Raw genomic sequence first — 26,543 nt, 5'->3', positions numbered from 1 at the left:
TCTCGTATGGAAGGCCGCCGTGCTGTTGGCCGACGCGGTCGGCCGTGAACCGCTCGTCGAGATCACGATCGACAAGGGCATCCCGGTTGCGGGCGGTATGGCCGGCGGTAGCTCCGATGCGGCCGCGACCCTCGTCGCACTCGACGCGATGTGGAAGTTGGAGATGTCCCGTGGCGAACTCACCGACCTTGCCGCGAAGCTGGGAAGCGACGTCCCGTTCGTTCTACACGGCGGGACCGCAGTCGGAACCGGACGCGGCGAGAAGCTGCTCCCGGTGTTGTCCCGCAACACGTTTCACTGGGTTCTTGCGCTGGCCAAGGGCGGATTGCAGACTCCGGCGGTGTTCGCCGAGTTGGACGAACTCAGAGCCAAGGGGAGCCCGCCTCGCCTCGGCGCACCCGACGCGCTGATGCAGGCACTCGCCAGCGGTGATGCTCATGCCCTCGCGCCATTGTTGGGCAACGATCTCCAGGCCGCGGCGACGTCGTTGCTTCCGCAACTGCGCCGAACGCTGCGAGCGGGCGTGACTGCGGGGGCTCTGGCCGGAATCGTGTCCGGCTCCGGTCCTACCTGTGCATTCCTGTGCGCCGACGCCGACACTGCGGTGTCGGTCAGCGCTGAACTGTCCGGTGCGGGTGTCTGCCGCACGGTGCGTGTCGCGAGCGGTCCCGTTCCCGGTGCTCGCGTTGTTACTAGTGAATCGATTGGTTTCCCCTGATGGTCAATCTCGTCAATCTCGAAAACGTTTCCAAGTCGTTCGGTGTGAAGCCGCTGCTCGACGGCGTGTCCCTCGGCGTCCAGGAGGGCGAACGCATCGGCATGGTCGGCCTCAACGGCGGCGGCAAGACGACGACACTCGAGGTGCTCGCGGGCATCGAGCCACCCGATTCCGGTCGCGTCAGCCGCGTGGGCGGACTCCGCATGGCGGTCGTGACGCAGCGCGGGGTATTGCCGCCCGGATCGACCGTCGGGCAGGTAGTTCTCGACCCGCTCGGCATGGCCGAGCACGAATGGGCCGGTGACTCGCGGGTCCGAAACATCTTGACGGGCATCGGAATCGCTGACCTCGGACCGGCAGGCAGCTCGGGTCTCGACGCCCCGATCGACAACCTGTCCGGCGGCGAGCGTCGCCGTGTCGCGCTGGCGGCCGCGCTGGTTCAAGATCTCGATCTGCTCGTCCTCGACGAGCCGACCAACCACCTCGACGTCGAGGGTGTGCAATGGCTTGCCGCGCACCTGGTGTCGCGTCGCAGCGCGCTCGTCGTCGTCACTCACGATCGTTGGTTCCTCGACACCGTGGCCAACCAGACGTGGGAAGTCGTGGGCGGTGGCATCGAAACCTACGAGGGCGGATACAACGACTGGGTCTTCGCCCGCGCCGAGCGTTCACGTCAGGCCGATGCGTCCGAGGAGCGTCGCCGAAACCTCGCACGCAAGGAACTCGCCTGGTTGCGCCGAGGCGCACCGGCTCGGACGTCGAAGCCCAAGTACCGCATCGAGGCCGCAGAGGCATTGATCGCCGACGTGCCGGCCCCGCGTGACTCCGTGGCGCTCGCATCGTTCGCGCAACGCAGGCTCGGACGCGTGGTCATCGAACTCGAGGACGCACGGCTCGAAACTCCCGACGGCCGTGAACTGGTCAAGGATTTCACATGGCGACTGGCGCCCGGTGAGCGTGTCGGTCTGGTCGGTGTCAACGGATCCGGAAAGACGACGTTGCTCCGCACGCTCGCCGGGGAGCTGAAACCGGCTGCAGGCAAGCGCATCGAGGGGCAGACCGTCAAGATCGGTTGGCTGAAGCAGGAACTGGACGACCTGCCGAAGAAGCTCCGCGTTCTCGACGCCGTCAAAGAGGTCGCCGAGCGAATCACGCTGGGCGACAAGGAGGTGTCGGCAGGTCAGCTCGCTGAGCGGTTGGGCTTCACACCTGCACGCCAGCGCACGCCCGTCGGCGATCTGTCCGGTGGCGAACGCCGCAGACTGCAGCTGACGCGGGTGCTCATGGCCGAGCCGAACGTACTGCTGCTCGACGAGCCCACCAACGACCTGGACATCGATACCCTGCAACAACTCGAAGACTTGCTGGACAGCTGGGCGGGAACGCTCGTGGTCATCAGTCACGACCGGTACCTGATCGAGCGTATCTGCGACTCGACGTGGGCCTTGTTCGGCGACGGCAAGCTGACCAACCTGCCCGGCGGCATCGAGGAGTATCTCCGTCGGCGTGCCGTCATCGCGGCCGATGCCACCCCCGATTCCCTCACCACGGGTGGGACCGCGAAGAAGGCCGTGCGCGACGCTGCGTCGGAGCGGGCGGCACGCAAGGAGCTGAGCAAGCTCGAGAAGCTCGTCGTCCGGCTGTCCGATCGCGAGATCGCGTTGCATGCCGAACTGGTGACGGCTGCGTCGGACTCGGGCAAGCTACTCGAACTCGATACCGAGCTCAAGAAGGTGCTCGCCGACAAGGACGTGGCGGAAGAACGATGGATGGAATTGGCTGCTGAGCTGGACTAGCGCCGCCGACCGCAATCGATACGTACGGTGTGAGGATGGGAACTGGACCGCACACGAGCGCAAGCTCCGTCGTCAGGACAGCGCTCGGCTCCGATTTCGAGAAGTTGCACCCGAAGGTTCAGTGGCGCTTCGGTGTGTCCTCCGCGGACAACAAGTGCCAGCTGGGCGTCGGGGTCATGGAAGAGATGCGGCATTCTGCGCTGGTTCCGCCCCCGGTTCTGTGGCTCGGTGGTGGACGCGGCCTGTTCCCGGCAGGAAAAGCGAACGACGTTCCATTCACGATCGCGAATTACGCGTACGTCGACGACATCGGTCGGGAGACGCTCGCGTTCGTACGCAGATTTGCCTTCGCCGGCAAGCCACAGGGAATGAACTCGATCATGGTGACGCCGGCGCGCACGGCGACGCCTGACTTCGCGCTCGACTACCTCGGGTATTCCTCGGACATGATCGTCCACACCAGGTGCAGCGTCGACAGCGACGGCGGTCTGGTGCTCGACAGTGACGCGCCGCGAGTCCTCGGTGTTCGTATCCCGCAACTCGCTTCGGCGCTGACGTCGGCTCGCGAATGGTGGGACGAGGGCGAGCAGCGCCACCGCATCCAGATCGACGTGACGAGCCGAGTGCTCGGGACGTTGTTCCACTATCACGGGTGGTTCACTGCGGAAGCGCGCCCGTGCGCCGCGTCGGAGATCCCCGAAGATGCGCTGCCGTCCACGCTCGTCGAACGAGAATGATTCGGGCACAGCAAGGAACCCTCTGGTACTGGAAATAGCCCAGCCAGAGGCGTTCCGACGCCAGGTCTTACAGGATCAGCGGTAGCCCTTGGCTGGGTTGAGCAGATCCAGGACGATGGTCTGACCGTTGGACCGGACGTGGATCTCCGGGTTCTGAAGGCCACCGGAGACGAGGTACTCACCCAGAAGCTGGAGAAGCTCGTCGGGTCCGACAGAGGTGTCGGGGGTGCGGATGTCGCCGGTGCGGCTACCCAGCTCGTTTTGCGTGAGGCGGCCGGCGATACGCACCGATGCAACGCCCATGGCGGTGCGGCGGTCCGGAGCGCCGCTACGGCCGACACCCGTGGAAGTCGAGCCCGCGCCGGCGCTGGACGAATGAGTGGAGCGGCCGTTGGTGGGCAGGCCGTGCTCGGAGATCTGATCGCTAGTAGTCACTTCAACCTCGTTCGATTCCTTGGAGGGCTGCTTTGGCGTCGTACTGGGGTCGTGCTTCGTCACGGTCTTCGATGCGTTCTGCTCGTCGGTCTTGGCCTGAGCTTTGGGTGGGGTTGCGGTCGCCTCGTCGGTCGGTTCGGCGACCTCCGCCTTATCCTCGGGTGCGTCCGACTTGGGCGGTGACACTCCGACGGCCAGCTTCGGCGTAGGCGTGCTCAGACGATGAGCCGGTGCCTGACCGATCTTGATTCCCGCCAGCGGATAGCTGGATCCCTGCGTCATAGCGAACCCTGTGTCATTGCCAACCCCACATCGGTAATTTGAAGCTCTTCGGATACGTGGAACTCCGCGACTGCCGAGAAACATACTCGAAGTCCGTTCGGACCACCGAAGAATAACACTTCACCGGTTTATGGGGCGATCTTGGGATTGATGTGTCCGTTCTGCACACGTAACCCAGGCCACGACTTGCGCGCTACTCGCCTGCGGCGACGAGCGGCTCCAACGTCAGCTCGGGCATCTCCTTCTCCAGGTATTGCAGTCGCCACTTGTCGCTGACGAGCGCGAGCAACGCCCCGTCGGTGCGCGTGAAGACTTCGACTCCGCGTTGACGGCCGAGCTCGACGGCCGAGTCTGCGTCGGTGCGCCTGGCCACCGAGTAGCCGAGGGGTTCGAGCCGGGCGTCGACGCCGAACTCGGTTTTCATCCTGGCTGTGACGACCTCGAACTGCATCGGTCCGACGGCGGCGAGCACAGGGGAGGCGTCGCCGCGAATGTCGTTGCGCAACACCTGGACTACGCCTTCGGAGTCCATCTGTTCCACCGCGCGTCGGAACTTCTTGTACTTGTCGGCGCTGTCGACGCGCAACGCGGCGAAGTGTTCGGGGGCGAAGGACGGAATCGGCGGGTACTCGACCTTCTTCTCGCTGAACAACGTATGTCCGGGAGCGAGTGCCGTCGCGTTGACGAGGCCGACGACATCTCCCGGGTACGCGTTCTCGACGGTGGTGCGCTCGCGGCCGAAGACCGTGAGCGCGTACTTCGTCGTGAACGGCTTTCCGGTCTGGGCGTGGGTAACGACCATGCCACGTTCGAATACGCCGGATACGACGCGCATGAAGGCCAGCCGGTCGCGATGCGCGGTGTCCATACCGGCCTGGACCTTGAACACGACTGCACTGAACGGATCGGTCACCTCGCGGACGCCGCCCGTGACGTCCTCGCGAGGTCCCGGAGCGGGCGCCAATGCGACGAGGGTGTCGAGGATCTGTCGGACGCCGAAGTTCAGCATCGCGGACCCGAAGATCACCGGAGACGTCTGGCCTGCGAGGAACATTTCCTGGTCGTGTCCCTGACCGCTCGAGACGAGAAGCTCGCTCTCCTCGAGCGCCGTGTCCCAGTCCGAGCCCTCGCGCGCGGCAGCGGCGTCGGCGTCCATGAGTTCCTCGGGGGCGATGGTCGCGCCGCCTGCGGTACGGGTGAAGCGGATGTAGTTGCCTTCCCGGACGTCGAGCAGTCCACGGAAGTCACCCGCGATGCCGACCGGCCAGTACAGCGGCGTCGGCGTCAATCCGATGCGTGTCTCGATCTCGTCGAGAAGCTCCAGCGGCGACTGGCCCGGGCGATCCCACTTGTTGATGACAGTGATGACCGGAATGCCGAACTGGCGGCACACCTGGAACAGCTTGAGGGTTTGCGGTTCGAGGCCCTTGGCTGCGTCGATGAGCATCACCGCGGCGTCGACGGCCGTCAGCACCCGGTACGTGTCTTCCGAGAAGTCGGCGTGGCCAGGGGTGTCGACGAGGTTGATGACGTTGATGTCGTCGACCGTCGGGTCGACTTGGTAGTTGAACTGCAGCGCCGTGGAGCTCACCGAGATGCCGCGAGCCTTTTCCATCTCCATCCAGTCCGAGACGGTTGAGCGTCGGCCGGCCTTGCCGTGGATTGCACCGGCCTCGGAAATGACGCGGGCGTGCAGCGCGAGCGCCTCGGTCAGCGTGGACTTACCGGCGTCGGGATGCGAGATGACGGCGAACGTGCGGCGACGTTCGACCTCGCCCGCTAGCTCTTTGTGAACGCTTTTCGGGGCCGACTCGGTGGGGGTGGTGCCGGTGTCTACCGAATCGGGCGTGCTCAAGCGAACCTCTTCTACTTCAATGTGGGCGTGTTGCCGGTACCAGGGTACTCGGACGTATTCGTCGGTAACGGTTCCCGTCCGGGTGCGGATTCAATAGCGTGGAGGGGGTCGGGATTTTTCTCACAGGAGATGAGCATTGAGCAAGTTCACCGAAGAGATGTTCGCGACGGCTCGCACCAGCAAGCGTGGGCTGGTCACCGGCGAGCCCGATGAGGCGCTGCGCCAGTCCTGGGGAGAAATCCACCGGGTGGCCAGATCGATGGCCGGGGCGCTCGCAGACGCGGGAATCGATCGAGGCGATGCTATCGGCATCCTGGCGGGTCAGCCCGTCGACATCGCGCCGGCGTGCCAGGCGACCTGGATGCGCGGCGGTTCGGTGACGATGTTGCACCAGCCGACGCCGCGGACCGATCTGGCTGTGTGGGGCACCGACACCGAGACTGTCGTGCGGATGATCGAGGCCAAGGCCGTCATTCTGGGTGCACCGTTCGATATCGCCGCTCCGATTCTCGAGGAACGTGGCATCACCGTGCTGAAGATCGAGGACATGCGGGCCGGACGGGACATCGATCCCGTCGACACCGACGAATCCGACATCGCGTTGCAGCAGTTGACGTCCGGTTCCACCGGGTCGCCGAAGGCCGTGCGGATCACGCACGAGAACTTTTACGTCAACGCCTACGCGATGATCGACCGAATCAAGTTCGACGTCGATTCGGACGTGATGGTGTCGTGGCTGCCGCTGTTCCACGACATGGGCATGGTGGGCTTCCTGACCGTTCCGATGCAGGTCGGCGCCGAGGTCGTCAGCATCACCCCGCTCGACTTCCTTCGGTCGCCGTTGCTGTGGGCCAAGCTCATCCACAAGTATCGTGGAACCGTCACGGCAGCACCGAATTTCGCGTACTCACTGCTGGCGCGGAGGTTGTCGCAAGCCGAGGACGATCTCGATCTCGACTTGAGCTCGCTGCGGTACGCGTGGAACGGCGCCGAGCCTGTCGACCCCGACACGATGATGTCGCTTGCCGAGGCCGGGAAGCCGTACAAATTGGATCCGTTGGCGCTGGCCCCCGTGTACGGCATGGCGGAAACGACACTCGCCGTGTCCATTCCGGACCCGCTTCAAGGTCAGGTGCTCGACGTCGTCGACGCCGATCTGCTCGAAGCGATGGGCCGCGCGGTTCCCGCGACGAAAGGCAACCTCCGCAGGCTCGCGACGCTGGGCAAGATGGTGCCCAATCTCGAAGGGCGCGTCGTCGACAAGGAAGGCCAGGTCCTGACGGCCCGTGGCGTCGGGATCATCGAGGTACGCGGTAGAGCGGTGACGCCGGGTTACATCACCGTCGAAGGACCGGTCGCCACGCAGAACGCCGACGGCTGGCTCGACACCGGCGACGTCGGCTACTTCACAGAGGAAGGTCTCGTGGTCGTCTGCGGGCGTATCAAGGACGTCATCATCATGGGTGGCCGCAACATCTATCCGACGGATATCGAACGCGCCGCGGGATCGGTACGTGGAGTACGCCCGGGCAATGCCGTCGCCATCCGGCTCGATGCGGGCGACAAGCGCGAGAGCTTCGCAGTTGCCGTGGAGACCAACGACTTCCAGAATCCCGATGAGGTCAAACGCATCGAGCACGAGGTGGTGCATGCGGTGCACTCGGAGGTCGGCGTCCGACCGCGAACCGTCGCCGTCCTCGGGCCAGGCTCGATCCCCAAGACGTCGTCGGGGAAGCTGCGCCGGTCGAACTCGGCTTCGCTGCTGGGCTAGCGGGGGTGCACCTGATTCTGCGCGGCCTCCAGGCCGACACGCAGGACCAGCTCGGCGGCATCGGCAGCTTCCTCGCAGATCACTCCGAGGTCCTTGCGCTCAGCCGACGAAAACGGCTTGAGCACATACGAGGCCGGATCCATCCGCCCCGGCGGCCGTCCCACGCCGACCCGGACCCGCAGATAGTCCTTGGTTCCGAGATGCTGTGTGATGGAACGCAATCCGTTGTGTCCGCCTTCGCCGCCGCCGAGTTTCAAGCGGATCGCGCCGAAGTCGATGTCGAGTTCGTCGTGTACGACCACGATGTCCGCCGGTTCCACGGAGTAGAAGCGCGCCAGTGCTGCAACCGGTTGACCGGAGAGATTCATGAACGTGCGGGGCTTCGCGACGATCACCGAGCGGTCGCCGAGCCGGGCCGTCACGATGTCGGAGTTCGACTTCTTGTGCGAGGAAAACTTCGCACCGATCCGATCTGCGAGCACGTCGGCGACCATGAATCCAGCGTTGTGGCGAGTGGCCTCGTACTGTGACCCCGGGTTACCGAGGCCGACGATCAGCGCAGTCTTCGCAGTCACAGTGTTCGTGCTCCCATTCGAGTGAGACGCCTTCGGCGCGCCGCTCCTTGGGGGGAACGGCGCGCCGAAGGGGAGTGATGAGGTGAGACTAGCTTTCGTCGGAGCTGCTCTCGTCCGACGCGGCCTCTTCCTGAGTTTCCGCTTCCCCGGTCTCGGAGACAGGCTCGGTGCCCTCGCCCTCGGCCTCGAGGTCTTCCTCGGACGGAGCCTCGACGACGTTGACGAGCAGCAGCTCGGGATCGGAGATCAGCGTGACGCCCTCCGGCAATGCAAGCGCGCCTGCCAGGATCTGGGTGCCGATCTCGGCGCCCTCGATCGAGACCTCGATCTGCTCCGGGATCGACAGTGCGTCGGCCTCGATCTCGACGGAGGTCGAGTCGGTGTAGACGAGCGATCCGGCTGCAGCGTCACCTTCGACGATGACGTTGACCTCGACGGTGACGCGCTCACCCTTCTTGAGGACGAGGAGGTCGGCGTGCTCGATGCTGCGCTTGATCGGGTGAACGACGACGGACTTGGTCAGTGCGACCTGCTCCGAACCGTCGATGTCGAGCGTCAGAACGGCGTTGGTGCCGTGGTTACGCAGGACCGCCGCGAACGCGCGAGAGTCGAGCGCGAGGTGCTGGGGATCGGTGCCGTGTCCGTAGAGAACGGCAGGGACCTGGCCGTCGCGACGTGTGCGGCGAGCAGCGCCCTTGCCGAATTCGGTGCGGACGATCGCCTTGAGATTGTTTACTTCGTTTGCCATGTGACTTTCAGCTCCTGGATCGATCGTGGACAAGACTCGTCGGGGCGGACACGTACGAGCAGGGCCAGGGGCCGAGCCGCGTCGATCACGGTAGATCCTGGTCGGATCTACCCTCGCCGAGACAACCTGCAGTATGCTACCGGACGACTTCGAGTGAGGGAAATCAGCATCCAAAGAAGCGCAGGCAGGGCCGAAAGACCCTACGCGCTCGGTCCGGCACCGGAGCAGAGTTTTCGTCATGGGACGGCGAAGTTCGGGCAGCGCTGCGGCGGGAACGGCACGGATGTTCCGGGACCGGAAAGAAGCCGGTCGAGTGTTGGCTGGGCTGCTCGAAGCACATCGTGGCGACGCCGACGTGATCGTTCTCGGACTCGCCAGAGGCGGCATTCCGGTTGCCTGGGAGGTCGCGTCGGCGCTCGGTGCGCCTCTCGATGCGTTCGTGGTGCGCAAGATCGGTGCCCCGCATCACGAGGAGTTCGCTGTCGGCGCGCTCGCGAGCGGCGGGCGCCTCGTGATCAACGACGACGTGGTCCGCGACCTGAGAATCTCAGCCGAGCAACTGCGTGCGGTGGTCGACCGCGAAGGTCGGGAGCTCATTCGGCGCGAGGCGGTGTACCGACAAGGAAGGCCGCCTGTGGATGTGAGCGGGCGAACGGTCATCGTCGTGGACGACGGTCTTGCGACGGGCTCGAGCATGTTCGCCGCGATCGACACGTTGCGGGCGCAGGATCCGGCGAAAATCATCGTCGCTGTTCCGGCAGCGCCGGAATCGACGTGTCGGGAGCTGGCCTCCATGGTGGACGAGATGGTGTGCGCGACCATGCCGTCCCCGTTTCTCTCTGTGGGAGAGTCGTTCTGGGACTTCACCCAAGTGACCGACCGTGAGGTTCAAGACCTCCTGTCGACGTCGACGACGACCCAGGGAGTAGACGAGCGCGGTGCGGCGACGGGAAGCGGATCTGCTGTCGACGCGATTCGAGCAATCGCTGTCGAGGCTCCTTGCGGTGTGCCGTCGCCCGCGGCGATACTCGATCTGGTCGGTGACGCGAACGTGGTTCTCATCGGCGAGAGCTCACACGGAACTCACGAGTTCTATTCTGCACGAGCAGAAATCACCAAGCGATTGATAGAGGAAGCCGGCTTCGATGCCGTGGCCGCCGAGGCGGACTGGCCCGACGCTTACCGCGTCGACCGGTATGTGCGCGGGGGCGGGACGGATACGTCGGCCGAGATGGCGCTGCGCGGATTCGAACGGTTTCCAGGGTGGATGTGGCGCAACACCGTCATGGAAGGATTCACGCAGTGGCTGCGCGATCGCAACGACGGGATCGCCGATCCGCGGTTGCATACCGGCTTCTACGGACTCGACCTGTACAGCTTGCATCGATCGATGAACCAGGTGATCGAGTACCTCGACGCCGTCGACCCAGATGCAGCCGCGCGAGCCCGGGAGCGGTACGGGTGCTTCGACCTGGTCACGGGAGAAGATGGCCAATCGTACGGCTACGCCGCGGCATTCGGTGCAGGAGAGACGTGCGAAGCCCAAGTGGTCGACCAACTGGTCGAATTGAGGGCAAGCGCGGCGGCGTATGCGCACCGCGACGGGCAGATAGCCGCCGACGAGTTGTTCCACGCCGAACGCAATGCCGCGAGCGTGCGTGACGCGGAGGCGTACTACCGAACGATGTTCGGTGGACGGGTATCGTCGTGGAACCTGCGCGACCGGCACATGGCCGACACTCTCGATGCGTTGATCGTCCATCTCGGACACCGAACAGGCGCTCCCGCAAAGGTTGTCGTCTGGGCGCACAATTCACACGTCGGAGATGCACGTGCTACCGAAATGGGTGTGCAGGGCGAACTGACGGTCGGTCAGTTGGTGCGAGAACGGTACGGGGACAGCTGCAGGCTCATCGGTATGACGACGCACGAGGGAACGGTCACGGCGTCGAGCACTTGGGGCGGTGATGCGGAATGCAAGGTGGTGCGTCCTTCTCTGAGCACCAGTATCGAGGCGCTTCTGCACGAGTCCGTCGGTGACACAGACGGATTCATGATTCCTACGACGGTTCACCGTCGAGCAGTCGAGGTTGCGTCGGCGACGCGTCTCGAGCGGGTAATCGGAGTGATCTACCGGCCGGATACCGAAAGGCAGAGCCACTACTTCCATGCCCGAGCAGGAGATCAATTCGATGCGATCATCCATATCGATCGGACCACCGCGCTCGAACCCCTGGAGCGGACGAGTCTGTGGGTGACCGGGCAGATTCCGGAGACCTACCCGTCCGCTCTGTAGGGCTTCGAACGCAGAAGCGGCCTCGGACCGATCGGGTGCCCTTCGTCGGGTCGACGCTCCGAATTACCGTGAAACGTCACCCATTCCGTCGAGAGATCGTGCGATCGACCTGGCCACGTCGATGGCATCGTCGCGGGCCCCGGCCGTACTCATGACCACCGCGCCCTCGTGGACCAACGAGAGTTGAGTGCCGAGCGTTTCGGGGTTCGGAAAGCCGCCCTCGGTGGCGAGTCGAACGAACAGTGACCTGGTCCAATCCTTCTCGGCTCGGATCACTTCGAGCGCCGGATGGTCGGTACCGCCGAACTCAGCGAACGCGTTGACGAATCCGCACCCGCGACGGTTTGCGCGCATCCAGGTCTCGAGGGCGTCGAAGACGCCGAGGATTCGTTCGGTCCCAGGCTCGAAGGCGCCGATGTGGTCGAGTACGAACTCGCACCACATCTGGTATCGACGTTGCAGATAGCGCAGTACGAGTCCGTCCTTGGATCCGAACCGGTCGTACAGCGTCTTCTTCGTCGTTCCGGCTTCCTCGGCGATGAGGTCGACTCCGACGGCGCGGATTCCGCGGTCGTAGAACAGCGCGCTCGCCACGGTGAGGATGCGTTCGCCCGCGGGGGTCAGCGGTTTCGCGGTGATGCTCATGTGTGTCTCCGATCACAGGTCTACTGCAAGTATACAGACCTGTATGGTTACCTCGATCGCATGACCCGAGTAGACAACCTTGCAGCTGTATCCCTGGTAATTCTGTGGAGCTCGGGATTCATCGGTGCGGACCTCGGCACTGCGCAGGCTCCCGCGCACACCCTGCTCGCGTGGCGATACGTCGTCGCGGTCGCGATTCTGGCCGCGTGGTGCTGGTATCGCGGACTGCGACCCACATGGCGCGGTGTCAGGCGTCAGACAGTGCTCGGGTTCTTCTGCCAGTTCCTCTACCTCGGCTGCCTCGTCACCGGCGTCGGTCTCGGAGTTCCGGCCGGAACAGCCGCACTGATCGCAGCCCTGCAGCCGCTCGTCGTCGCGGCCCTGTCGAGTCGATTCCTCGGCGAGGAGTTCCCGGCGAGTCGACGGATCGGGCTCGCGGTCGGCTTCACCGGAGTCGTTCTCGTCGTCGCGGGAGACCTCGGCGGTGGCGCGGCAGCGTGGCCGGTATATCTACTCCCGCTGGGCGGAACGCTGGCGCTGTCGGCCGGCACGGTCCTCGAACGCAGGCTCGGTACGACCGAACCCATCCCGCTGGCGCTGTGCATCCAAGCCGCCGTGTCCGCGGTGCTGTTCATGGCGTGGAGCCTGATCGCCGGCGACGCGACACCTCCGCTCACGACGCGATTCTGGGCGGCGGTCGCATGGGTGGTGGTGTTCTCCACCTTCGGCGCATACGGGACCTACCTGTTCGTCCTGCGCCGCAACGGCGCCACCCGGGTCAGCGCGCTGCTGTATCTGACCCCGTCGACCACGATGCTGTGGGCATGGATGATGTTCGGCGACCGCATCACCTGGCTGGCGGTGGTGGGCCTCGCGGTCACCCTCGTCGGAGTGTGTGGCTCGGCCGCGGTCGGGTGGCTGGGCGGCTCGGCCGCAGTTGGATGGCTGGGCGGCTCCGCCGCAGTGGCATGGTTAAGTGCACTCTGGGACGCTCTTTCGTGCCACTGGCGCGGAGCGCCTACAGCGAGCGAAGCGCCGCGATCATCTCGTCGAGCTGCTCGAACGTCACGAAGTAGTGCGGAGACGCCCGGATCACCGCGTCCAGTCCCCGCTGGTTCATATCGACGAGAGTCGAGCGACGGTGACTCACAGTGACGGTGATGCCCCGCGCGGCCAAGGCGTCGCGCACGTCGGTGGGAACCTTGCCGCCCACGGTGAAGGACACTATGCCGCTCTTGCGCTCGCCCAGATCGTGCACGGTCACTCCGTCGACACCCCGCAGCTGCGCGCGCAGGTACGTCGCCCGTTCCCGGACTGCTTCCTCGACGGTGTCGATTCCGATGTCCAGCAGGTAGTCGACAGCCGTGCCGAGCGCGAGACGAGCAGCGACGTCGCACTCCCAGAACTCGAACCGAGTGACGTCGGCAGCAAGTTGGAACTCCGTCTTGCCTACCCATTGCGCGCTGTGCAGATCGAGCGCGGGCGGTTCCAGCGACGCCGCCAATTCCGGACGCAGATAGAGGAAACCGGTGCCACGTGGCCCGCGCAACCACTTGCGGCCCGTCGCGCTGAGAGCATCGACGCCGAGTTCGCCGACGTCCACGCGCACCTGTCCGATCGACTGGCAGGCGTCGAGCAGTACCAACGCGCCGTGGAGGTGCGCGAGTTCCGCGACCTCGCGTGCCGGATTGATCAGGCCACCGTTGGTGGGGGCGTGCACAAGTGAGACTATTCGGACACGATCGTCGAGCATTCGCTCCAACGCATTCAAGTCGATCTGCCCCGACGGATCACTCGGCACGAACTCCACGACGGCGCCGACCGTGGCAGCTCGCTGCAGCGCCGCGATCGCATTGGAGGCGTACTCGACCTCGCACAGCAGAATCCGATCGCCCTCGACCATGGGGATCGAGTAGAAAAAGTCGCTCCACGATCGAGTTGCACTGTCGCTCAACGCGATGTCCGACGCCTGCGCACCGATCAACTTCGCGATCGAACTCTTGACGGCCGCGAGATCGGCCATTCGCTCGTTCGCGGCCCGGTAACCACCGACAACCGCTTCCCGACGAAGATGCGCGATGGCGGTCTCGACGACGGGATCCGGTGGGAGCGAGGATCCGGCGCTATCCAGAAATACCGCACTGGCGGCAGCGGGAGTATCACGACGGATCCGGTCGAGGTCGAACATGCGGGCGCCTTCCTGGACGAAGAATTGTCGGTGCGCTGTGGTGGACTCGTGGCTACTGTCGAAGCAAGGCTGTCACAAGCGCGGCGTTTCGGCGCGAATCGGTCAGGGTAGATGTGCTCGGAACATGAGGAGGCGGATGTGTCGTCCAACGAGAAGTCCCTGGGTCTGAGCTCGCGGCCAGCTGCTGAGGCCTACGTGTCGAAGGTGTGTTTCAAGCTCGGACCACCGCAACTCATCGGCGCCGAACTCGAATGGTTGACCTACACCACGAACGGCGACAGGCCTTCGCTCGACCAGATTGCCACTGCGCTGGGGGAGTACGCACCGCGCAGCATCGCACCGAATTCACCCGCCCTGACGTTGCCGGGCGGTAGTGCCGTCACCATCGAACCTGGTGGCCAGATCGAACTGTCAAGCTCACCGCACGCGTCCGTGCAGGAACTTCAGCGAGCACTGAACGCCGACGCCGACATTCTGGCGCAGCTGATGGACGCCGGCCACCTCGGTATGGCGTCGGCTCCCGCCGACCCCGACAGGGACCCCCATCGCCTGCTCGTTCTACCGCGATACTGCGCGATGGAGAACCGGTTCACCACCATCGGTCCGTTCGGCAAGCTCATGATGTGCAATACCGCGGCAGCGCAGGTCAGTGTCGACGCCGGGGCGGATCGCGCCGACATCGCACGGCGGTGGACCATGCTCGACACCATCGGACCGGCACTTGTCGCTGCGTTCGCGTGCTCACCGACGCTTCGCGGTGCTCCCACCGGGCACTGGGCATCGCAACGCATGCGCACCTGGCTCGAATTGGACGACAGCAGAACCGAAGTCCCCGCCACCGATGATCCCGTGTCCGACTACGCGAGCTGGGCCTTGGACGTGCCGCTGCTGTGCATTCGTAGTGACGGCGAGAGCTGGGACGCACCGGTGGGAACGACGTTCGCGCAGTGGCTCGAGGACGAGAAACTCGTCGGCCGTTCCCCGACCATCGCCGATCTCGACTACCACTTGACGACCCTGTTTCCCCACGTGCGGGCCTGTGGTCATCTCGAGGTCAGATACCTCGACGCGCAACCCGACGGTCAGTGGGTCGTCCCCACCGCCGTTCTCGACGCGCTGCTGTCCGATCCGGCGATCACCACGCACGCCACCGACCTCGCGCGGAGATCCGCGGGCCGCTGGATCGACGCAGCTAGGGACGGACTGGCCGATCATGGCCTGCGGTCGACAGCCGAGGACCTGCTGCACCTGGCTGCAGCCAACTCTGCCGTGTACGGCGACGTCGTTGCACAGGCCGCCGAACGATGTCGCGCCGGTGAGCCGCCGACGCTCAGCAACGACACGGCGACGCGAAAGGAGTCGGTGTGACCAGCATCGAAGACCTCAGGAGCAAGGTCGAGACGGTTCTCACGCGCAGCCGGGCACGCAGCGCTGCGCTCACCGACTGCGTCGACGACACCGACCTCACCGCGCAGCATTCTCCGCTGATGAGCCCCCTCGTCTGGGATCTGGCGCACATCGGAAACCAAGAAGAACTCTGGCTCGTGCGTGACGTCGGCGGCCGAGAACCAGTGCGCCAGGACATCGACGAACTGTACGACGCCTTCAAACATTCTCGGTCCAGCAGGCGCGCGCTGCCCCTGCTGTCTCCCGACGAGGCACGCGCCTACGTGTCGACGGTTCGCGACAAGGTGTGGGACGTCCTCGGTGCGAGCCCGCTCGACGGCCGCAGGCTCGAACTGGACGGCTTCGCGTTCGGGATGGTCGCGCAGCACGAACAGCAGCACGACGAGACGATGCTCGCTACCCACCAACTCCGCACCGGCCCCGCTGTTCTCCATGCCCCACAGCCGCCGAGGGCACGTGTCAGCGCAGCCGGTGACGCGATCATCGAGGGCGGTGAATTCACCATGGGTACCACCCTCGACCCGTGGGCACTGGACAACGAGCGCCCCGCGCATGCCACGTACGTCCCGACGTTCGCGATTGACGTCGCACCTGTCACCAACGGTCAGTACGCGGAGTTCATCGCAGACGGCGGGTACGACCGGCCCGAACTGTGGAGCGAGCGCGGTTGGGCCCACCGCACCACCGACGGTCTGAGTGCACCCCAGTTCTGGGAGCGCGATGCCGACGGCAGCTGGTGGCGTCGGGCATTCGGGGTGATCGAACCTGTGAAGCCGAACCAGCCCGTGGTGCACGTGTGTTTCTTCGAGGCCGAGGCATACGGCAACTGGGCAGGCAAACGTCTTCCGACGGAAGCGGAATGGGAGAAGGCAGCGCGGTTCGATCCGTCGACCGGGACTGTTCGCAGGTATCCGTGGGGCGACGCCGAGCCGACCGAAATGCACGCCAACCTGGGTCAACGCCATCTCGAACCCGCCGAGGTCGGCGCGTACCCGGCAGGCGCGTCACCGCACGGAGTGCAGCACTTGATCGGCGACGTGTGGGAGTGGACGTCCTCGGAGTTCGGGCCCTACCCGGGTTTTGCTCCGTTCCCGTATGCGGAGTACTCCGAGGTTTTTCTGCGCGGTGACTACCGGGTGTTGCGCGGCGGATCCTTCGGCACCGATGAGGTTGCGTGCCGTGGGACCTTCCGCAACTGGGACCACCCCATTCGGAGGCAGATCTTCGCCGGTTTCAGGTGCGCACGAGATGTGTAGACACCTGGGCTATCTCGGTCCGGCACGCAGCGTGGGTGAGGTCCTGACGCATGGGTCCAACTCACTTCGCGTGCAGTCCTGGGCGCCGAAGGACATGCGCGGCGGCGGGACCATCAATGCAGACGGCTTCGGTGCCGCGTGGTGGACCGGCGGAACGCACACGCTGTCGAGCTATCGCAATCCGATGCCGATGTGGACGGACCCGGCCGTGGACGATGTACTCACCGGACTCTCGTCGACTGCCGTCGTCGCCGCCGTCCGTTCGGCCACGGTCGGAATGCCGGTGGAGCGGAGCGCCTGCGCGCCGTTCACCGACGACACCTGGGCCTTCAGTCACAACGGCGTCGTGTTCGGGTGGCCCGACGCCTTGGTGGATCTGATGTCGGAGGTGCCCACGAAAGACATCCTGACCCTCCCGGCGCCGACGGATTCCGCGGCGCTGTGGGTGGTACTCCGGCACCTGTTGGCCGAACACGAGCCGGAGAAGGCGCTGCGGATGCTCGTCGCACGCGTCGAGCAGTCTTCTCCTGGGCCGCGTCTGAACCTACTTCTCGGTGACGGCTCCACGATGTACGCCACGACGCGGCATCACGCGTTGTCCGTTCTGCGGACCGAGGACTCGGTCACCGTCGCATCCGAACCTCTCGACGACAACCCCGGTTGGGAGGCGATCGGCGACCGCAAGTTCGTCGTCGCTCGCCCCGGCCACGTCGACATCACCGACCTCGATTGAAGGAGACACCGTGTCGAACATCGCGCTCGATGTGCACATTTCACCGGAGAGGCTCCTGGAGGACCTCCGTACCGATGTGCGGCAGGGCCTGACGGCGTCACCGAAGTGGCTCTCGCCAAAATGGTTCTACGACGCAACCGGCAGCGCGCTGTTCGAACAGATCACCGAGCTGCCCGAGTACTACCCGACGCGGACCGAGCGGGCGCTGATCGAGGCTCATGCCTACGACATCGCCGAAAGGACTGACGCCGCTATCCTCGTCGAACTCGGTTCGGGATCCTCGGAGAAGACACGGTTGTTGATCGCCGCCGGGACGAAGCACGGTGCGCTGCGCAAGTACGTCCCGCAAGATGTGTCACCGTCGGCATTGGAGGGGGCCATCGGCCAGCTCTCGCAGGAGTTTCCGTCGCTCGAAGTACAGGGAATCGTCAGCGATTTCACCGACACACTCCAGAACCTGCCCGCCGACGGGAGCCGTACCATCGCCTTTCTGGGAGGCACTCTCGGCAATCTCATTCCTGAAGAGCGAGCCACTTTTCTGGCCGACGTCGCCCAGGCTCTCGTTGCGGGGGAGTTTCTGCTGCTCGGTGTCGGACTCGTCATCGACGAGGATGTCGTGGTTCCCGCGTACGACGACGCCGCAGGGGTCACCGCACAATTCAACGCGAACGTGCTGTCCGTGCTCAACGACCGACTCGGGGCCGACTTCGACACCGAGTCCTTCGAACACGTCGCGTTGTGGAACGCCGAGGCGGAGTGGATCGAGATGCGGTTGCGCGCCACGCAGACTCAGCAGGTTCGTATCGAGGACCTCGATCTCGACGTCACCTTCGACGAGGGTGAAGAACTCCGCAACGAGATCTCGGCCAAGTTCCGGCGCGACGGGATCCAACGAGAACTCGTCGACGCGGGATTCCGCATCGACGAGTTCTGGACGGATCCGCAGGAACGGTTCGCCCTCATCCTGGCGCGGCGTGGCGACAGCCAGTGAGCGCCCTGAACGTCACCTCGCTCACGCGTCGGCGAGCGCAACCACCGGCGATATGGAATTCGCTCGACGCGACGGAATCAGCGACGCGCCGAGTGCCAGAAGCGCGGCGCACAGAACGGTTCCAGCGATGACGGCCCACGGTAGCGTCGGCAACTGGATGCCCGACTTGGCAATCGATCCCAGCAACGACTGCGCGGCAGCCCAGCCGTAGACGATGCCGAGGAACAGTCCGAATCCCATTGCCGCGATCACCATCTGAGCGCTCTCGGACACGATCATTCCTCGAATCTGTGTGCGGGTGAACCCGAGTGCGCGTAGCAATCCCAGCTCGCGGGTGCGCTGCATGATGCTCAGTGAGAGGTTGTTGACCATTCCGACCGCGGCGATGACGCCCGAGAAGCCGATGAGTCCGGTCATGATGCCGACGGTGACGGTCAATACCTGATCGACATGGTCCGCGTTGAACTCGTTTTGGATCATCGCACGGTAGGTGTACATCGCCACCGCGAAGGTCACGACGAGGGTGACGCCGATCAGCAGACCGAGCGCCGTCCTGGTGCTGCGTTCCGGATACCTCGTTGCGTTGGCGGCGGCCAAGCGTGCGGCGGGTGCGTTGCCGAACAAGCGTCCGACGTGGCGGAGGATCCACGGAACGATCCGGTGGGCGCCCACCATGATTCCGGTGAACGATGCTGCGCCGCCCGCGAACGCAACCAGCACACCTGCGGGCGTCATGGTTCCGACGATGACTCCGAGGCCGAGCAGCATCGCCCCGCCCGCGATCAGGATGATGGCGAACGTCGTTCGTGCTCTGCGCCGACGAGAACCGCCGTCGTGAGTTTCGACGATCGCGCCGGTGGCCTGAATGGGCGTCACGTCGAGTACTCGCTTGGCTCCGACGTACGACGCTCCCCACGTGGTCCCGACGACGATGACGACCGGCAACGCAACCAGCGGCTGAACCGTCGTGGAGGCCACGTCGGGGAGTTTTCCGGCGGAGACTGCGACAGCTCGCGCGAGGTGGCTCAGCGCGACGCCGATCACCAGCCCGACCGTAGCGCCGAACAACCCCACCGACAGACCCTCGCGGGAGACCGAGCGTCGCAGTTCACGACCGGAAGCGCCGAGAAGTCGCAGCAGCGCAATCGTTTTCGTTCGGCCCGCGACGATGGTGGAGAACGTGTTGGCAGTGACGACCGACGCTACGTAGAGCGCCAGCAGAATGAATACCATCGCCACGCAGTACAGGGCGACGGCGACGGCGCCTCGACCGTCCTCGCCGAAGATGTCGAGCAGGAACGCAGTCGCCTGGATCAGCACCACACCGAAGAACGACGCCAATGCCGTCACCAGGATGCTCGAACCGTGGTCGTTGCGTGCGGTCGAACCGGTCGCGGCCCTCATGCGACCTTCTCCATCGCAAGCATGTAGCCGGAGATCTGCTCTGGAGTCGACCGGCGCCGCTCGTCGACGATACGTCCGTCGGCGAGGAAGACGATGCGATCGGCGTAGCTGGCGGCGATCGGGTCGTGGGTGACCATGACGATCGACTGCCCGTATTCTTCGGCTGCAGCGGCCAAGAGTGCGAGAACCTCACGGCCGGTGCGGGAATCGAGGTTGCCCGTCGGTTCGTCGGCGAAGATCAGGTGCGGCGTGGAACCGAGGGCTCGGGCGATGGCAACGCGTTGCTGCTGTCCGCCGGATAGTTGGTGCGGTAGATGACCGGTCCGCTCGCTCAGGCCGAGCGTCTTGATCAGCTGCGCCACCCATGCCGACTCCGATTCGGTGGGTGCATGTCCGTCGAGCTCGAACGGAAGCATGATGTTGGCGCGGACATCGAGCGTCGGAACCAGATTGAAGGCCTGGAAGATGAAGCCGATCTGGCGTCGTCGAAGTTCGGTGAGGGCGTCGTCGTCGAGGCGGGTGATGTCGGTGTCCGCGAGCACGACTTGGCCGGACGTGACGGAATCCAGACCGGCCATGATGTGCATGAGCGTGGACTTGCCGGAGCCGGACGGGCCCATGATGGCGGTGAATTCGCCTCGATGCACGTCCAAGGACACGTCGTCGAGTGCGTGCACGATGTTCGTGGTGTCGCCGTAGCTCTTGCGTACTCGGTGCACGCGAGCGACGGGGGAAGTTGTGTTCGTCATGGCTACGACGTTATGAGCGCTGGCTCGGCAAAGAATCAGGCTGAAGTAGCTGGTTCGTACATCCCGAGGATGACCTGTCCGCGCGCGAATGATGACATGAGGGCGTTGTCGTTCACGCACGGGCAGGTCAGGGCCTCAGGCGACGGCAGTCCCCTCGAGTTCGACCATCTGACCGGCTAGTGCGAGCCGCGTCACTCCGAGCATCGTGGTCGGCGGTGCCGCGCCGGCAGCACCCAATCTCGCTGCGAGGATGCCGTAGTGCTGAAACAGCTGATCGACGTCTGTGGTGTAGACGTTCAGCCGGACCAGGTGCGTGAGGGTCATTCCGGCTTCGGCGAGTACGGCTTCGACGTTGTCCAGAGTCAGCGCGAGCTGGGCCGCCATGTCCCCGTCGTGCTGCGGTGCGCCGTCGGTGTCGGTCGCGGTCTGACCCGAGCAATACAGGGTTTTGGTGTGCCCGGATATCAGCTCGGCTTGGTTGAATCCCATGTCCACCGACCACGTCACCGGGTTGATCGCTGTTCGTTCCATCGAAATTGTGCTCCATTCTTCTCGCGTGCCATTCGAGTACGTACGACAGCCTCGCAACAATTCACGACATCCTTGGTCGTGTATTTCGGTATCGTTCGCGGTATGCGCGCCGACCGGTTGGTCTCGCTGGTACTGCTGTTGCGCCAACGCGGGCGGATGACGGCGGATGCCCTTGCCCGCGAGCTGGAAGTGTCGACCCGCACCGTTCTCCGGGACGTCGAGGCGCTCTCCGTGGCAGGTGTTCCGGTGTATGCCGAGCGTGGTCGCCACGGCGGGTTCGCGCTGTTGCCCGGTTTCCGCACCGAACTGACCGGCCTCAACCACGACGAGGCGCTTGCGCTGCTTGCGGCTGCGGGGTCGGGTAGCGGTCAGCAGGTCTTCGGCCTCGGATCGGCGCTCGCGTCGGCGTTGCGCAAGGTGATGGACGCGCTGCCCGACGGGAATCGAAACACCGCGAGCGATGCGGCTGATCGCTTCCTGATCGAGCCGGAGTTCGATCTACTGTCGCGTCGATCGGACATCGAGCTCGTACCTGCCGCCGTCATGGTGGAGGTCCGGCGAGCAGTGCTCGCCGGACACAAGTTGCGCATCCACTATGCGCCGGAGGGGAAAGACGCGCAGTGGCGCACGGTGGATCCCATCGGGCTGGTCACTGTTCGCGACCGCGGCTACCTCCTGGCCACGAGAGATGGGGCGGACCGTACCTACCGGTTGTCGAGGCTGCTGGATGCCGAGGCGCTGTCCGAACCCGCACAGCGTCCGGATCGGATCCATCTCGAACGACTGTGGCGGGAACGCAGCACTCGGTTTCGGAGCGAGGGCACAGGAGTCAGCGCAGTCGTTCGAGTGAATCCGAGGCGACGGGACGAGTTGGTCAACACTGCATTGGCTGTCCTCGCCGAGGAATTCGACGCAGACGGTTGGCTGCGGCTGGAAGTGACCTTCCAAGATGCACGCCACGCCGAATGGGCTCTGTGGCAACTCGCCACCGACGCGCACGTGCTCGAACCGCAGTCGCTTCGGGCTGCACTGTACGACCGTGCCGCCTCGATCACCGCATGCTACGAATCTAACCTCGTTCCCTGACCGACGTCAGCGCACCAGGCCGTGCTCGAAGGCGAACACCACCAACTGCACCCGGTCGCGGAGGTCGAGCTTGGTGAAGATCCGGCTCAGATGCGTCTTCACCGTTGCCTCGCTGAGGTATTCGCTCGCCGCGATCTCTGCGTTGCTCATACCGGTCGCGGCGAGCCGAAAGATCTCCTGCTCACGGGACGTGAGGCGAGTGAACTGCTCCGGGATCACCGGCTCGGCGGGAGCATCGGTGTAGTGACCGAGCAGCGCAGTCGTCGCCGACGCGGCGATGACCGAATTGCCCGCGTGGACGGTTCGGATCGCGGCCAACAGGAACTCGGGATCGGCGTCCTTGAGTACGAACCCGCTGGCGCCGGCCTTGATCGCGCGAGCCGCGCTCTCGTCGAGATCGAACGTCGTCAGCACGAGAATTCTGGGTGGGTTCGCCATGGTCGCCACGATTTCGGTCGTCGCAGAGATGCCGTCGAGCACCGGCATTCGAATGTCCATCAGCACGACGTCCGGCGACGTGGCCGCCGCCAACTCGACGCCTTCACGGCCGTTGCCTGCCTCGCCGACGAATTCGAGATCGGCTTGCGAGGACACCAACATTCTGATTCCGGCTCGGAACAGCTGCTGATCGTCGACGAGTGCCACCCGGATGGGGGAGTCGTTCACTCACGTTCCCTTCGTTGTGGGAATCCATGCCCGGACCGTCCATCGTCCATCGGCGCCGCCTGCGGTACACACTCCGCCGGACAGGGCTGCCCGCTCGCGCATCCCGACGACCCCATGACCGTGGTGGCTCGCCGTCTGGCTCGACAAGGCAAGTGCGTTGGCTACGACGAGTTCCACACCGGCAGAGTCACTGACGAGTGTGACGGTGACGGCCTGGGAGGTGTCGCCGTGGCGTAGTGCGTTGGTCAACGATTCCTGCGCGATCCGATACAGAGCGAGCCCGGCAGCGGCACCGACGGCCGCGGGTGGATCGGCGAGCGTGGCATCGATGCGCAGCCCTGCGGCCCGCATCCGTTCGATCAGGCGTCCGATGTCGGTGACTGCGGGGGTGGGTAGATCGTCCTCGCTGTGCCGCAGTTGGGCCAGGAGAACTCTGACGTCCCCGAGCGCCTCGCGGGCCGTCGCGGAAATTGTCGTCAGCGCCGAGTCGACGGCGTCCGGGTCGACGGCGCGAACGTACCGCGCGCCGTCGGCCTGCGCGATGACGACGGCCAACGAGTGCGCGACGATGTCGTGCATATCGCGGGCAATTCTGTTGCGTTCCTGCTCGATTGCGATGTCGTTCTGTGCGCGGGCCTGTTGGAGCTCGGCAAGTTCCTGAGCATGTGCGGCCTTGATCGCGCTGCGTCGGGCATAGGACAGTCGGCCGAGTGCCCACGACAATCCGAGTACTGCCCACATCGCCGCGAGAATGACGAAGAACTGCTGCGCACTGCGGACGGATTCGTTTCCGCTGGCAAACGGGTCTTCGCTGACGTAGGTGAGATACCACGCGGCGATGATGCCGCCGACGACTGCAGATCCGAGTCCGACCTGCCGAAGCAGCTTGCTCCCGTACGCCGCGGAGCAGTAGAGGATGCCGAAGATCGCGACGTTGCTGGCCAGAACGAGCACGGAACCGGCCATCTGCGCCAGCGCCAGAGCCCAGGCGAGCGCCAGCGACCATCGGGGTGATCGCCGACGGATGGCGAGGGCAACGCCGAATCCGAGGAGAACGAAGAGTCCCGCAGTGCCGGACACCCCTCGAACGGCGGCCTGGAACAAGACCAGCACGAACACGACCGCGTAGACGATGTCGACCGCCTGAGGTGACGTCAGTCGCTTGCGTAGCACCCAATCAGACTACGGATACACCATGAATGTGGGCGTGAAGCCACAGTTGCGCGAAAATCACGCGGGATCCCAGCTCCGTGGAGCGCAACTGTGGCTTCCCGCCCACCGCACCTTCGGTCAGGCCCGGCGAAGCGCCTTCTCCAGTGCAGCCAGGGTGCTCAGCACAGTGGTGCGCTGCCTGTCCAGATCCTTCATGCGGGCGCGGGCGGGCAAGCCCTGCTGGCCGTCGAGAGCCGAGATCTGCTCGTCGACGCTCTGAAGCTGGTCGAGGAGTTTGCGGACCCGAGACTCCAGTTCTATCATGTCTATCCCGCTGACACCGGCCTGGGACTTCTTCGGCGCGGCCTTCGCTGGAGTCGCACCTGTTCCGGGACGGGCGGCCGGGGGAGCAGCTACGGCCGCAGCAGCCCTCGGGCGCAACGCTTTGCGGACGGCAGCCGGGTCGGGCAGCTTTTCGAGGCGGATGCGGTTGAGAACTTCACGTGCATCACGGGCGCTGACGCGGAACTCGCGCTCTTCCTCGTCCTCGGACGCGAGAGTGCCGCCAAGCGGACGTAGGCCGTACATTCCGATGAAGTGCTTCGCATCGTCGATGATGGATTCTTTTTCGCGGCAGAGGCCGCAGCGCGGTTCGTTGCGATAAGTCTCGATCGAGTCGGTGCTGCCGCACCAGACGCACCCACCCGGGGTCCAACGTGCGATACGGACGGTAGAAGTTGCTGCAGGACTGTCCAATGTTTGCGCGTCGATCACGACGAGTCATCTTAGGGTACAACGCAACCCGCTCCGCACACCCCCTCCCCGGCGAACTGCGGTTATCGGCCGTGGTAGTGACCAAGTTCATTGCAGCGGGGAGAAAGTGGCGGAGCGGGTATAAAGAAACCGAACAGCCTGTTGGCATTATGCAGAGCCGCAGGAGTGGAGCCTGCGGAACGACCTAAGCAGAGCCGTTGAACAGGCTTGTCACGGAGCCGTTTTCGAAGACCTCACGGATGGTGCGGGCGAGCAGAGGTGCGATGGAGAGCTCGGTGAGCGTGTCGAAGCGCTTCTCGTCGGTGATCGGGAGCGTGTTGGTGACGACGACTTCCTTGGCTCCGCAGTTGGCGAGGCGATCGGCAGCAGGGTCGGACAGCACGCCGTGGGTGGCGGCGATGACGACGTCGCCTGCGCCTGCTTCCTTGAGTACCTTGACCGCTCCGGCGATGGTGCCGCCGGTGTCGATCATGTCGTCGATCAGGATGCACGTGCGGCCTTCGACGTCACCGACGACGCGGTTCGACTTGACCTGGTTGGGCACCAGGGGATCACGTGTCTTGTGGATGAAGGCAAGCGGTGCGCCACCGAAGCTGTCGGCCCACTTCTCGGCGACGCGTACGCGGCCCGAGTCGGGGGAGACGACGGTGATGTGTTCGAGGCTGTACTTGCTGCGGATGTGATCGGCCAACTGGCTGTGCGCGTGCATGTGATCGACCGGTCCGTCGAAGAAGCCCTGGATCTGGTCGGTGTGCAGGTCGACGGTGATGATGCGGTCCGCGCCTGCAGTCTTGAGCAGGTCTGCGACGAGGCGAGCCGAGATCGGCTCACGGCCGCGGTGCTTCTTGTCCTGGCGGGCGTAGGGGTAGAACGGCAGGATCGCGGTGATCCGCTTGGCAGATCCGCGCTTGAGCGCGTCGATCATGATGAGCTGTTCCATCAGCCAGGTGTTCAGTGGGAACGGGTGGCTCTGCAGGACGAAGGCATCGGAGCCTCGAACCGATTCCTCGAAGCGAACGAAGATTTCTCCGTTGGCGAAGTCGCGCGCGGTCTGTGGGGTTACCTCGATTCCCAGTTCCTTCGCCACCTGCTTGGCGAGTTCGGGATGTGCTCGACCCGAGAAGAGCATGAGGTTCTTCTGGTTGTCGATCCAATTCGGGGTGCTCACTACTGTTCGCCGTCCTTTGATTCGTGCGCTTGTGCCGACTCGGCTGCCAGAGCACGCGCGGCAGCCTTCGCTGCTGCGGTGCCTGGACGCTTTTTCTCGACCCAGCCGTCGATGTTGCGCTGGGACCCAGCGGAGACTGCGAGCGTCCCCGGTGGTACATCGTTGCGGAGCACGGTTCCGGCTCCGGTGTAGGCGCCGTCGCCCACTCGTACGGGGGCCACGAACATGTTGTCCGATCCCGTGCGTACGTGCGAGCCGACGACGGTCCGGCTCTTGTTCACGCCGTCGTAGTTGACGAAGACGCTGGAGGCTCCGATGTTGGAATGCTCGCCGATCGTCGCGTCGCCGACGTACGTCAGATGCGGGACCTTGGAGTGATCGCCGATCGTGGAGTTCTTCGTCTCCACGAACGTGCCGATCTTGGCACTGACGCCGATCTGGGATCCGGGGCGCAGATATGCGAACGGTCCGACGGTAGCGCTGGGCCCGATGGTGGCTTTGTCTGCCTGGGTGCGCACGACGGACGCGCGATCACCGACGACGACGTCGCGCAGCGTCGTTTCCGGTCCGACGACGGCGT

The 26,543-nt window shown here is 64.8% G+C and carries 23 protein-coding genes and 2 pseudogenes; 11 read left to right on the top strand and 14 right to left on the bottom strand.

Translation table 11 applies throughout. The features are described from left to right. From A2J03_RS21095 to A2J03_RS21085, 3 genes are all read left to right on the top strand, one after another. A partial coding sequence (locus A2J03_RS21095) for a 4-(cytidine 5'-diphospho)-2-C-methyl-D-erythritol kinase (protein WP_068377931.1) occupies positions 1 to 718 on the top strand: 718 nt, incomplete at its 5' end. Beyond that, positions 718 to 2,514: an ABC-F family ATP-binding cassette domain-containing protein gene (locus tag A2J03_RS21090; protein WP_068377921.1), complete on the top strand. Its 1,797-nt coding sequence runs from the start codon at positions 718 to 720 to the stop codon at positions 2,512 to 2,514. The genes A2J03_RS21095 and A2J03_RS21090, both read left to right, overlap by 1 nt. 35 nt (positions 2,515 to 2,549) lie before the next feature. Then, the gene (locus A2J03_RS21085; RefSeq protein WP_068377919.1) at positions 2,550 to 3,251 is read left to right on the top strand and encodes a DUF4166 domain-containing protein; all 702 of its coding nucleotides are present in this window, start codon (positions 2,550 to 2,552) and stop codon (positions 3,249 to 3,251) included. 75 nt (positions 3,252 to 3,326) lie between these two features. Here A2J03_RS21085 and A2J03_RS21080 read toward each other — a convergent pair whose 3' ends face one another. Continuing rightward, on the bottom strand, positions 3,327 to 3,968 hold the full coding sequence (locus A2J03_RS21080; protein ID WP_068377917.1) for a hypothetical protein: 642 nt from the start codon (positions 3,966 to 3,968) through the stop codon (positions 3,327 to 3,329). A gap of 193 nt (positions 3,969 to 4,161) precedes the next feature. Next, positions 4,162 to 5,823 carry a peptide chain release factor 3 gene (locus A2J03_RS21075; RefSeq protein ID WP_068377915.1) on the bottom strand — a complete coding sequence of 554 codons (1,662 nt, stop codon included), beginning with the start codon at positions 5,821 to 5,823 and terminating at the stop codon, positions 4,162 to 4,164. Positions 5,824 to 5,959: 136 nt separating this feature from the next. On the opposite strand from A2J03_RS21075, the gene A2J03_RS21070 reads away from it, so the two are divergent. Further along, complete coding sequence (locus A2J03_RS21070; RefSeq protein ID WP_068377913.1) at positions 5,960 to 7,594, top strand: fatty acyl-AMP ligase; 1,635 nt, start codon at positions 5,960 to 5,962, stop codon at positions 7,592 to 7,594. Here the strand turns inward: A2J03_RS21070 and pth are convergent. Beyond that, a complete protein-coding gene (pth, locus tag A2J03_RS21065) occupies positions 7,591 to 8,169 on the bottom strand; it encodes an aminoacyl-tRNA hydrolase (protein WP_068377911.1) in 579 nt (192 codons plus the stop codon). The two genes, A2J03_RS21070 and pth, sit on opposite strands and share 4 nt — an antisense overlap. 88 nt (positions 8,170 to 8,257) lie before the next feature. After that, complete coding sequence (locus tag A2J03_RS21060; protein ID WP_068377908.1) at positions 8,258 to 8,917, bottom strand: 50S ribosomal protein L25/general stress protein Ctc; 660 nt, start codon at positions 8,915 to 8,917, stop codon at positions 8,258 to 8,260. A 238-nt stretch (positions 8,918 to 9,155) separates the two neighbouring features. Here A2J03_RS21060 and A2J03_RS21055 point away from each other — a divergent pair, with 238 nt between their 5' ends. Next, positions 9,156 to 11,213 carry an erythromycin esterase family protein gene (locus tag A2J03_RS21055; RefSeq protein ID WP_197480895.1) on the top strand — a complete coding sequence of 686 codons (2,058 nt, stop codon included), beginning with the start codon at positions 9,156 to 9,158 and terminating at the stop codon, positions 11,211 to 11,213. 63 nt (positions 11,214 to 11,276) lie between these two features. Here the strand turns inward: A2J03_RS21055 and A2J03_RS21050 are convergent, their stop codons facing one another. Next, the gene (locus A2J03_RS21050; protein WP_068377906.1) at positions 11,277 to 11,858 is read right to left on the bottom strand and encodes a TetR/AcrR family transcriptional regulator; all 582 of its coding nucleotides are present in this window, start codon (positions 11,856 to 11,858) and stop codon (positions 11,277 to 11,279) included. A gap of 60 nt (positions 11,859 to 11,918) precedes the next feature. Here A2J03_RS21050 and A2J03_RS21045 point away from each other — a divergent pair. Further along, positions 11,919 to 12,746: pseudogene (locus tag A2J03_RS21045) on the top strand (DMT family transporter); the annotation flags it as partial. Positions 12,747 to 12,876: 130 nt separating this feature from the next. Here the strand turns inward: A2J03_RS21045 and A2J03_RS21040 are convergent. Further along, positions 12,877 to 14,046 carry an aminotransferase class V-fold PLP-dependent enzyme gene (locus A2J03_RS21040; RefSeq protein ID WP_068377904.1) on the bottom strand — a complete coding sequence of 390 codons (1,170 nt, stop codon included), beginning with the start codon at positions 14,044 to 14,046 and terminating at the stop codon, positions 12,877 to 12,879. Positions 14,047 to 14,157: 111 nt separating this feature from the next. On the opposite strand from A2J03_RS21040, the gene egtA reads away from it, so the two are divergent. The 4 genes from egtA to egtD are packed head-to-tail and all read left to right on the top strand — an operon-like array spanning position 14,158 to position 18,433. Next, positions 14,158 to 15,414, top strand: coding sequence for an ergothioneine biosynthesis glutamate--cysteine ligase EgtA (egtA, locus tag A2J03_RS21035; RefSeq protein ID WP_068377902.1), 1,257 nt, complete (start codon positions 14,158 to 14,160; stop codon positions 15,412 to 15,414). Then, positions 15,411 to 16,709: an ergothioneine biosynthesis protein EgtB gene (gene egtB / locus A2J03_RS21030; protein ID WP_068377901.1), complete on the top strand. Its 1,299-nt coding sequence runs from the start codon at positions 15,411 to 15,413 to the stop codon at positions 16,707 to 16,709. The genes egtA and egtB overlap by 4 nt, the downstream gene beginning before the upstream one ends. Beyond that, positions 16,702 to 17,442 (top strand): ergothioneine biosynthesis protein EgtC, encoded by a 741-nt coding sequence (egtC, locus tag A2J03_RS21025; protein ID WP_068377900.1) that lies wholly within the window; start codon positions 16,702 to 16,704, stop codon positions 17,440 to 17,442. The genes egtB and egtC overlap by 8 nt, the downstream gene beginning before the upstream one ends. Before the next feature lie 10 nt (positions 17,443 to 17,452). Then, positions 17,453 to 18,433, top strand: a complete 981-nt coding sequence (gene egtD, locus A2J03_RS21020) for an L-histidine N(alpha)-methyltransferase (protein WP_068377898.1) — start codon at positions 17,453 to 17,455, stop codon at positions 18,431 to 18,433. 21 nt (positions 18,434 to 18,454) lie between these two features. Here the strand turns inward: egtD and A2J03_RS21015 are convergent, their stop codons facing one another. The 3 genes from A2J03_RS21015 to A2J03_RS21005 all read right to left on the bottom strand — a co-directional run bounded on the left by A2J03_RS21015 (position 18,455) and on the right by A2J03_RS21005 (position 21,117). Then, complete coding sequence (locus A2J03_RS21015) at positions 18,455 to 19,837, bottom strand: ABC transporter permease (protein ID WP_068377896.1); 1,383 nt, start codon at positions 19,835 to 19,837, stop codon at positions 18,455 to 18,457. Further along, positions 19,834 to 20,586, bottom strand: coding sequence for an ABC transporter ATP-binding protein (locus A2J03_RS21010; RefSeq protein ID WP_068377894.1), 753 nt, complete (start codon positions 20,584 to 20,586; stop codon positions 19,834 to 19,836). Before A2J03_RS21010 ends, A2J03_RS21015 begins: the two co-directional genes overlap by 4 nt. 135 nt (positions 20,587 to 20,721) lie before the next feature. Beyond that, entirely contained in the window at positions 20,722 to 21,117 is a 396-nt protein-coding gene (locus A2J03_RS21005) for a RidA family protein (protein WP_068377892.1), read from the bottom strand. Between the two features lie 102 nt (positions 21,118 to 21,219). Here A2J03_RS21005 and A2J03_RS21000 point away from each other — a divergent pair, with 102 nt between their 5' ends. After that, positions 21,220 to 22,203, top strand: coding sequence for a helix-turn-helix transcriptional regulator (locus A2J03_RS21000; RefSeq protein ID WP_068377927.1), 984 nt, complete (start codon positions 21,220 to 21,222; stop codon positions 22,201 to 22,203). A 6-nt stretch (positions 22,204 to 22,209) separates the two neighbouring features. Here A2J03_RS21000 and A2J03_RS20995 read toward each other — a convergent pair whose 3' ends face one another. From A2J03_RS20995 to glmU, 5 genes and pseudogenes are all read right to left on the bottom strand, one after another. After that, a complete protein-coding gene (locus A2J03_RS20995) occupies positions 22,210 to 22,869 on the bottom strand; it encodes a response regulator (RefSeq protein WP_068377890.1) in 660 nt (219 codons plus the stop codon). Then, the gene (locus A2J03_RS20990) at positions 22,870 to 24,042 is read right to left on the bottom strand and encodes a sensor histidine kinase (protein WP_068377888.1); all 1,173 of its coding nucleotides are present in this window, start codon (positions 24,040 to 24,042) and stop codon (positions 22,870 to 22,872) included. 117 nt (positions 24,043 to 24,159) lie between these two features. Further along, positions 24,160 to 24,795, bottom strand: coding sequence for a hypothetical protein (locus A2J03_RS20985; protein WP_197480894.1), 636 nt, complete (start codon positions 24,793 to 24,795; stop codon positions 24,160 to 24,162). A gap of 184 nt (positions 24,796 to 24,979) precedes the next feature. Next, a complete protein-coding gene (locus A2J03_RS20980; RefSeq protein WP_082897982.1) occupies positions 24,980 to 25,963 on the bottom strand; it encodes a ribose-phosphate diphosphokinase in 984 nt (327 codons plus the stop codon). Next, a pseudogene (glmU, locus tag A2J03_RS20975) lies at positions 25,963 to 26,543 on the bottom strand (bifunctional UDP-N-acetylglucosamine diphosphorylase/glucosamine-1-phosphate N-acetyltransferase GlmU); the annotation flags it as partial. The pseudogene glmU and the gene A2J03_RS20980, both read right to left, overlap by 1 nt.

This window comes from Rhodococcus sp. EPR-157 (assembly GCF_001647195.1).
Lineage (GTDB): Bacteria > Actinomycetota > Actinomycetes > Mycobacteriales > Mycobacteriaceae > Rhodococcoides.
The sequence above is the reverse complement of the archived record's forward strand: the minus strand, read 5'-3'. Positions and strand labels throughout refer to the sequence as shown.

What these genes read in the sequence shown, in the direction of transcription:
- A2J03_RS21010 (WP_068377894.1), bottom strand. Translation starts at nt 20,586, where the DNA reads ATGACGAACACAACTTCCCCCGTCGCTCGCGTGCACCGAGTACGCAAG.
- A2J03_RS21005 (WP_068377892.1), bottom strand. Translation starts at nt 21,117, where the DNA reads ATGGAACGAACAGCGATCAACCCGGTGACGTGGTCGGTGGACATGGGA.
- A2J03_RS21015 (WP_068377896.1), bottom strand. Translation starts at nt 19,837, where the DNA reads ATGAGGGCCGCGACCGGTTCGACCGCACGCAACGACCACGGTTCGAGC.
- egtC (WP_068377900.1), top strand. Translation starts at nt 16,702, where the DNA reads ATGTGTAGACACCTGGGCTATCTCGGTCCGGCACGCAGCGTGGGTGAG.
- A2J03_RS21055 (WP_197480895.1), top strand. Translation starts at nt 9,156, where the DNA reads ATGGGACGGCGAAGTTCGGGCAGCGCTGCGGCGGGAACGGCACGGATG.
- A2J03_RS21000 (WP_068377927.1), top strand. Translation starts at nt 21,220, where the DNA reads ATGCGCGCCGACCGGTTGGTCTCGCTGGTACTGCTGTTGCGCCAACGC.
- A2J03_RS21090 (WP_068377921.1), top strand. Translation starts at nt 718, where the DNA reads ATGGTCAATCTCGTCAATCTCGAAAACGTTTCCAAGTCGTTCGGTGTG.
- A2J03_RS21050 (WP_068377906.1), bottom strand. Translation starts at nt 11,858, where the DNA reads ATGAGCATCACCGCGAAACCGCTGACCCCCGCGGGCGAACGCATCCTC.
- A2J03_RS21080 (WP_068377917.1), bottom strand. Translation starts at nt 3,968, where the DNA reads ATGACGCAGGGATCCAGCTATCCGCTGGCGGGAATCAAGATCGGTCAG.
- A2J03_RS21040 (WP_068377904.1), bottom strand. Translation starts at nt 14,046, where the DNA reads ATGTTCGACCTCGACCGGATCCGTCGTGATACTCCCGCTGCCGCCAGT.
- A2J03_RS21060 (WP_068377908.1), bottom strand. Translation starts at nt 8,917, where the DNA reads ATGGCAAACGAAGTAAACAATCTCAAGGCGATCGTCCGCACCGAATTC.
- A2J03_RS21085 (WP_068377919.1), top strand. Translation starts at nt 2,550, where the DNA reads ATGGGAACTGGACCGCACACGAGCGCAAGCTCCGTCGTCAGGACAGCG.
- egtA (WP_068377902.1), top strand. Translation starts at nt 14,158, where the DNA reads ATGTGCTCGGAACATGAGGAGGCGGATGTGTCGTCCAACGAGAAGTCC.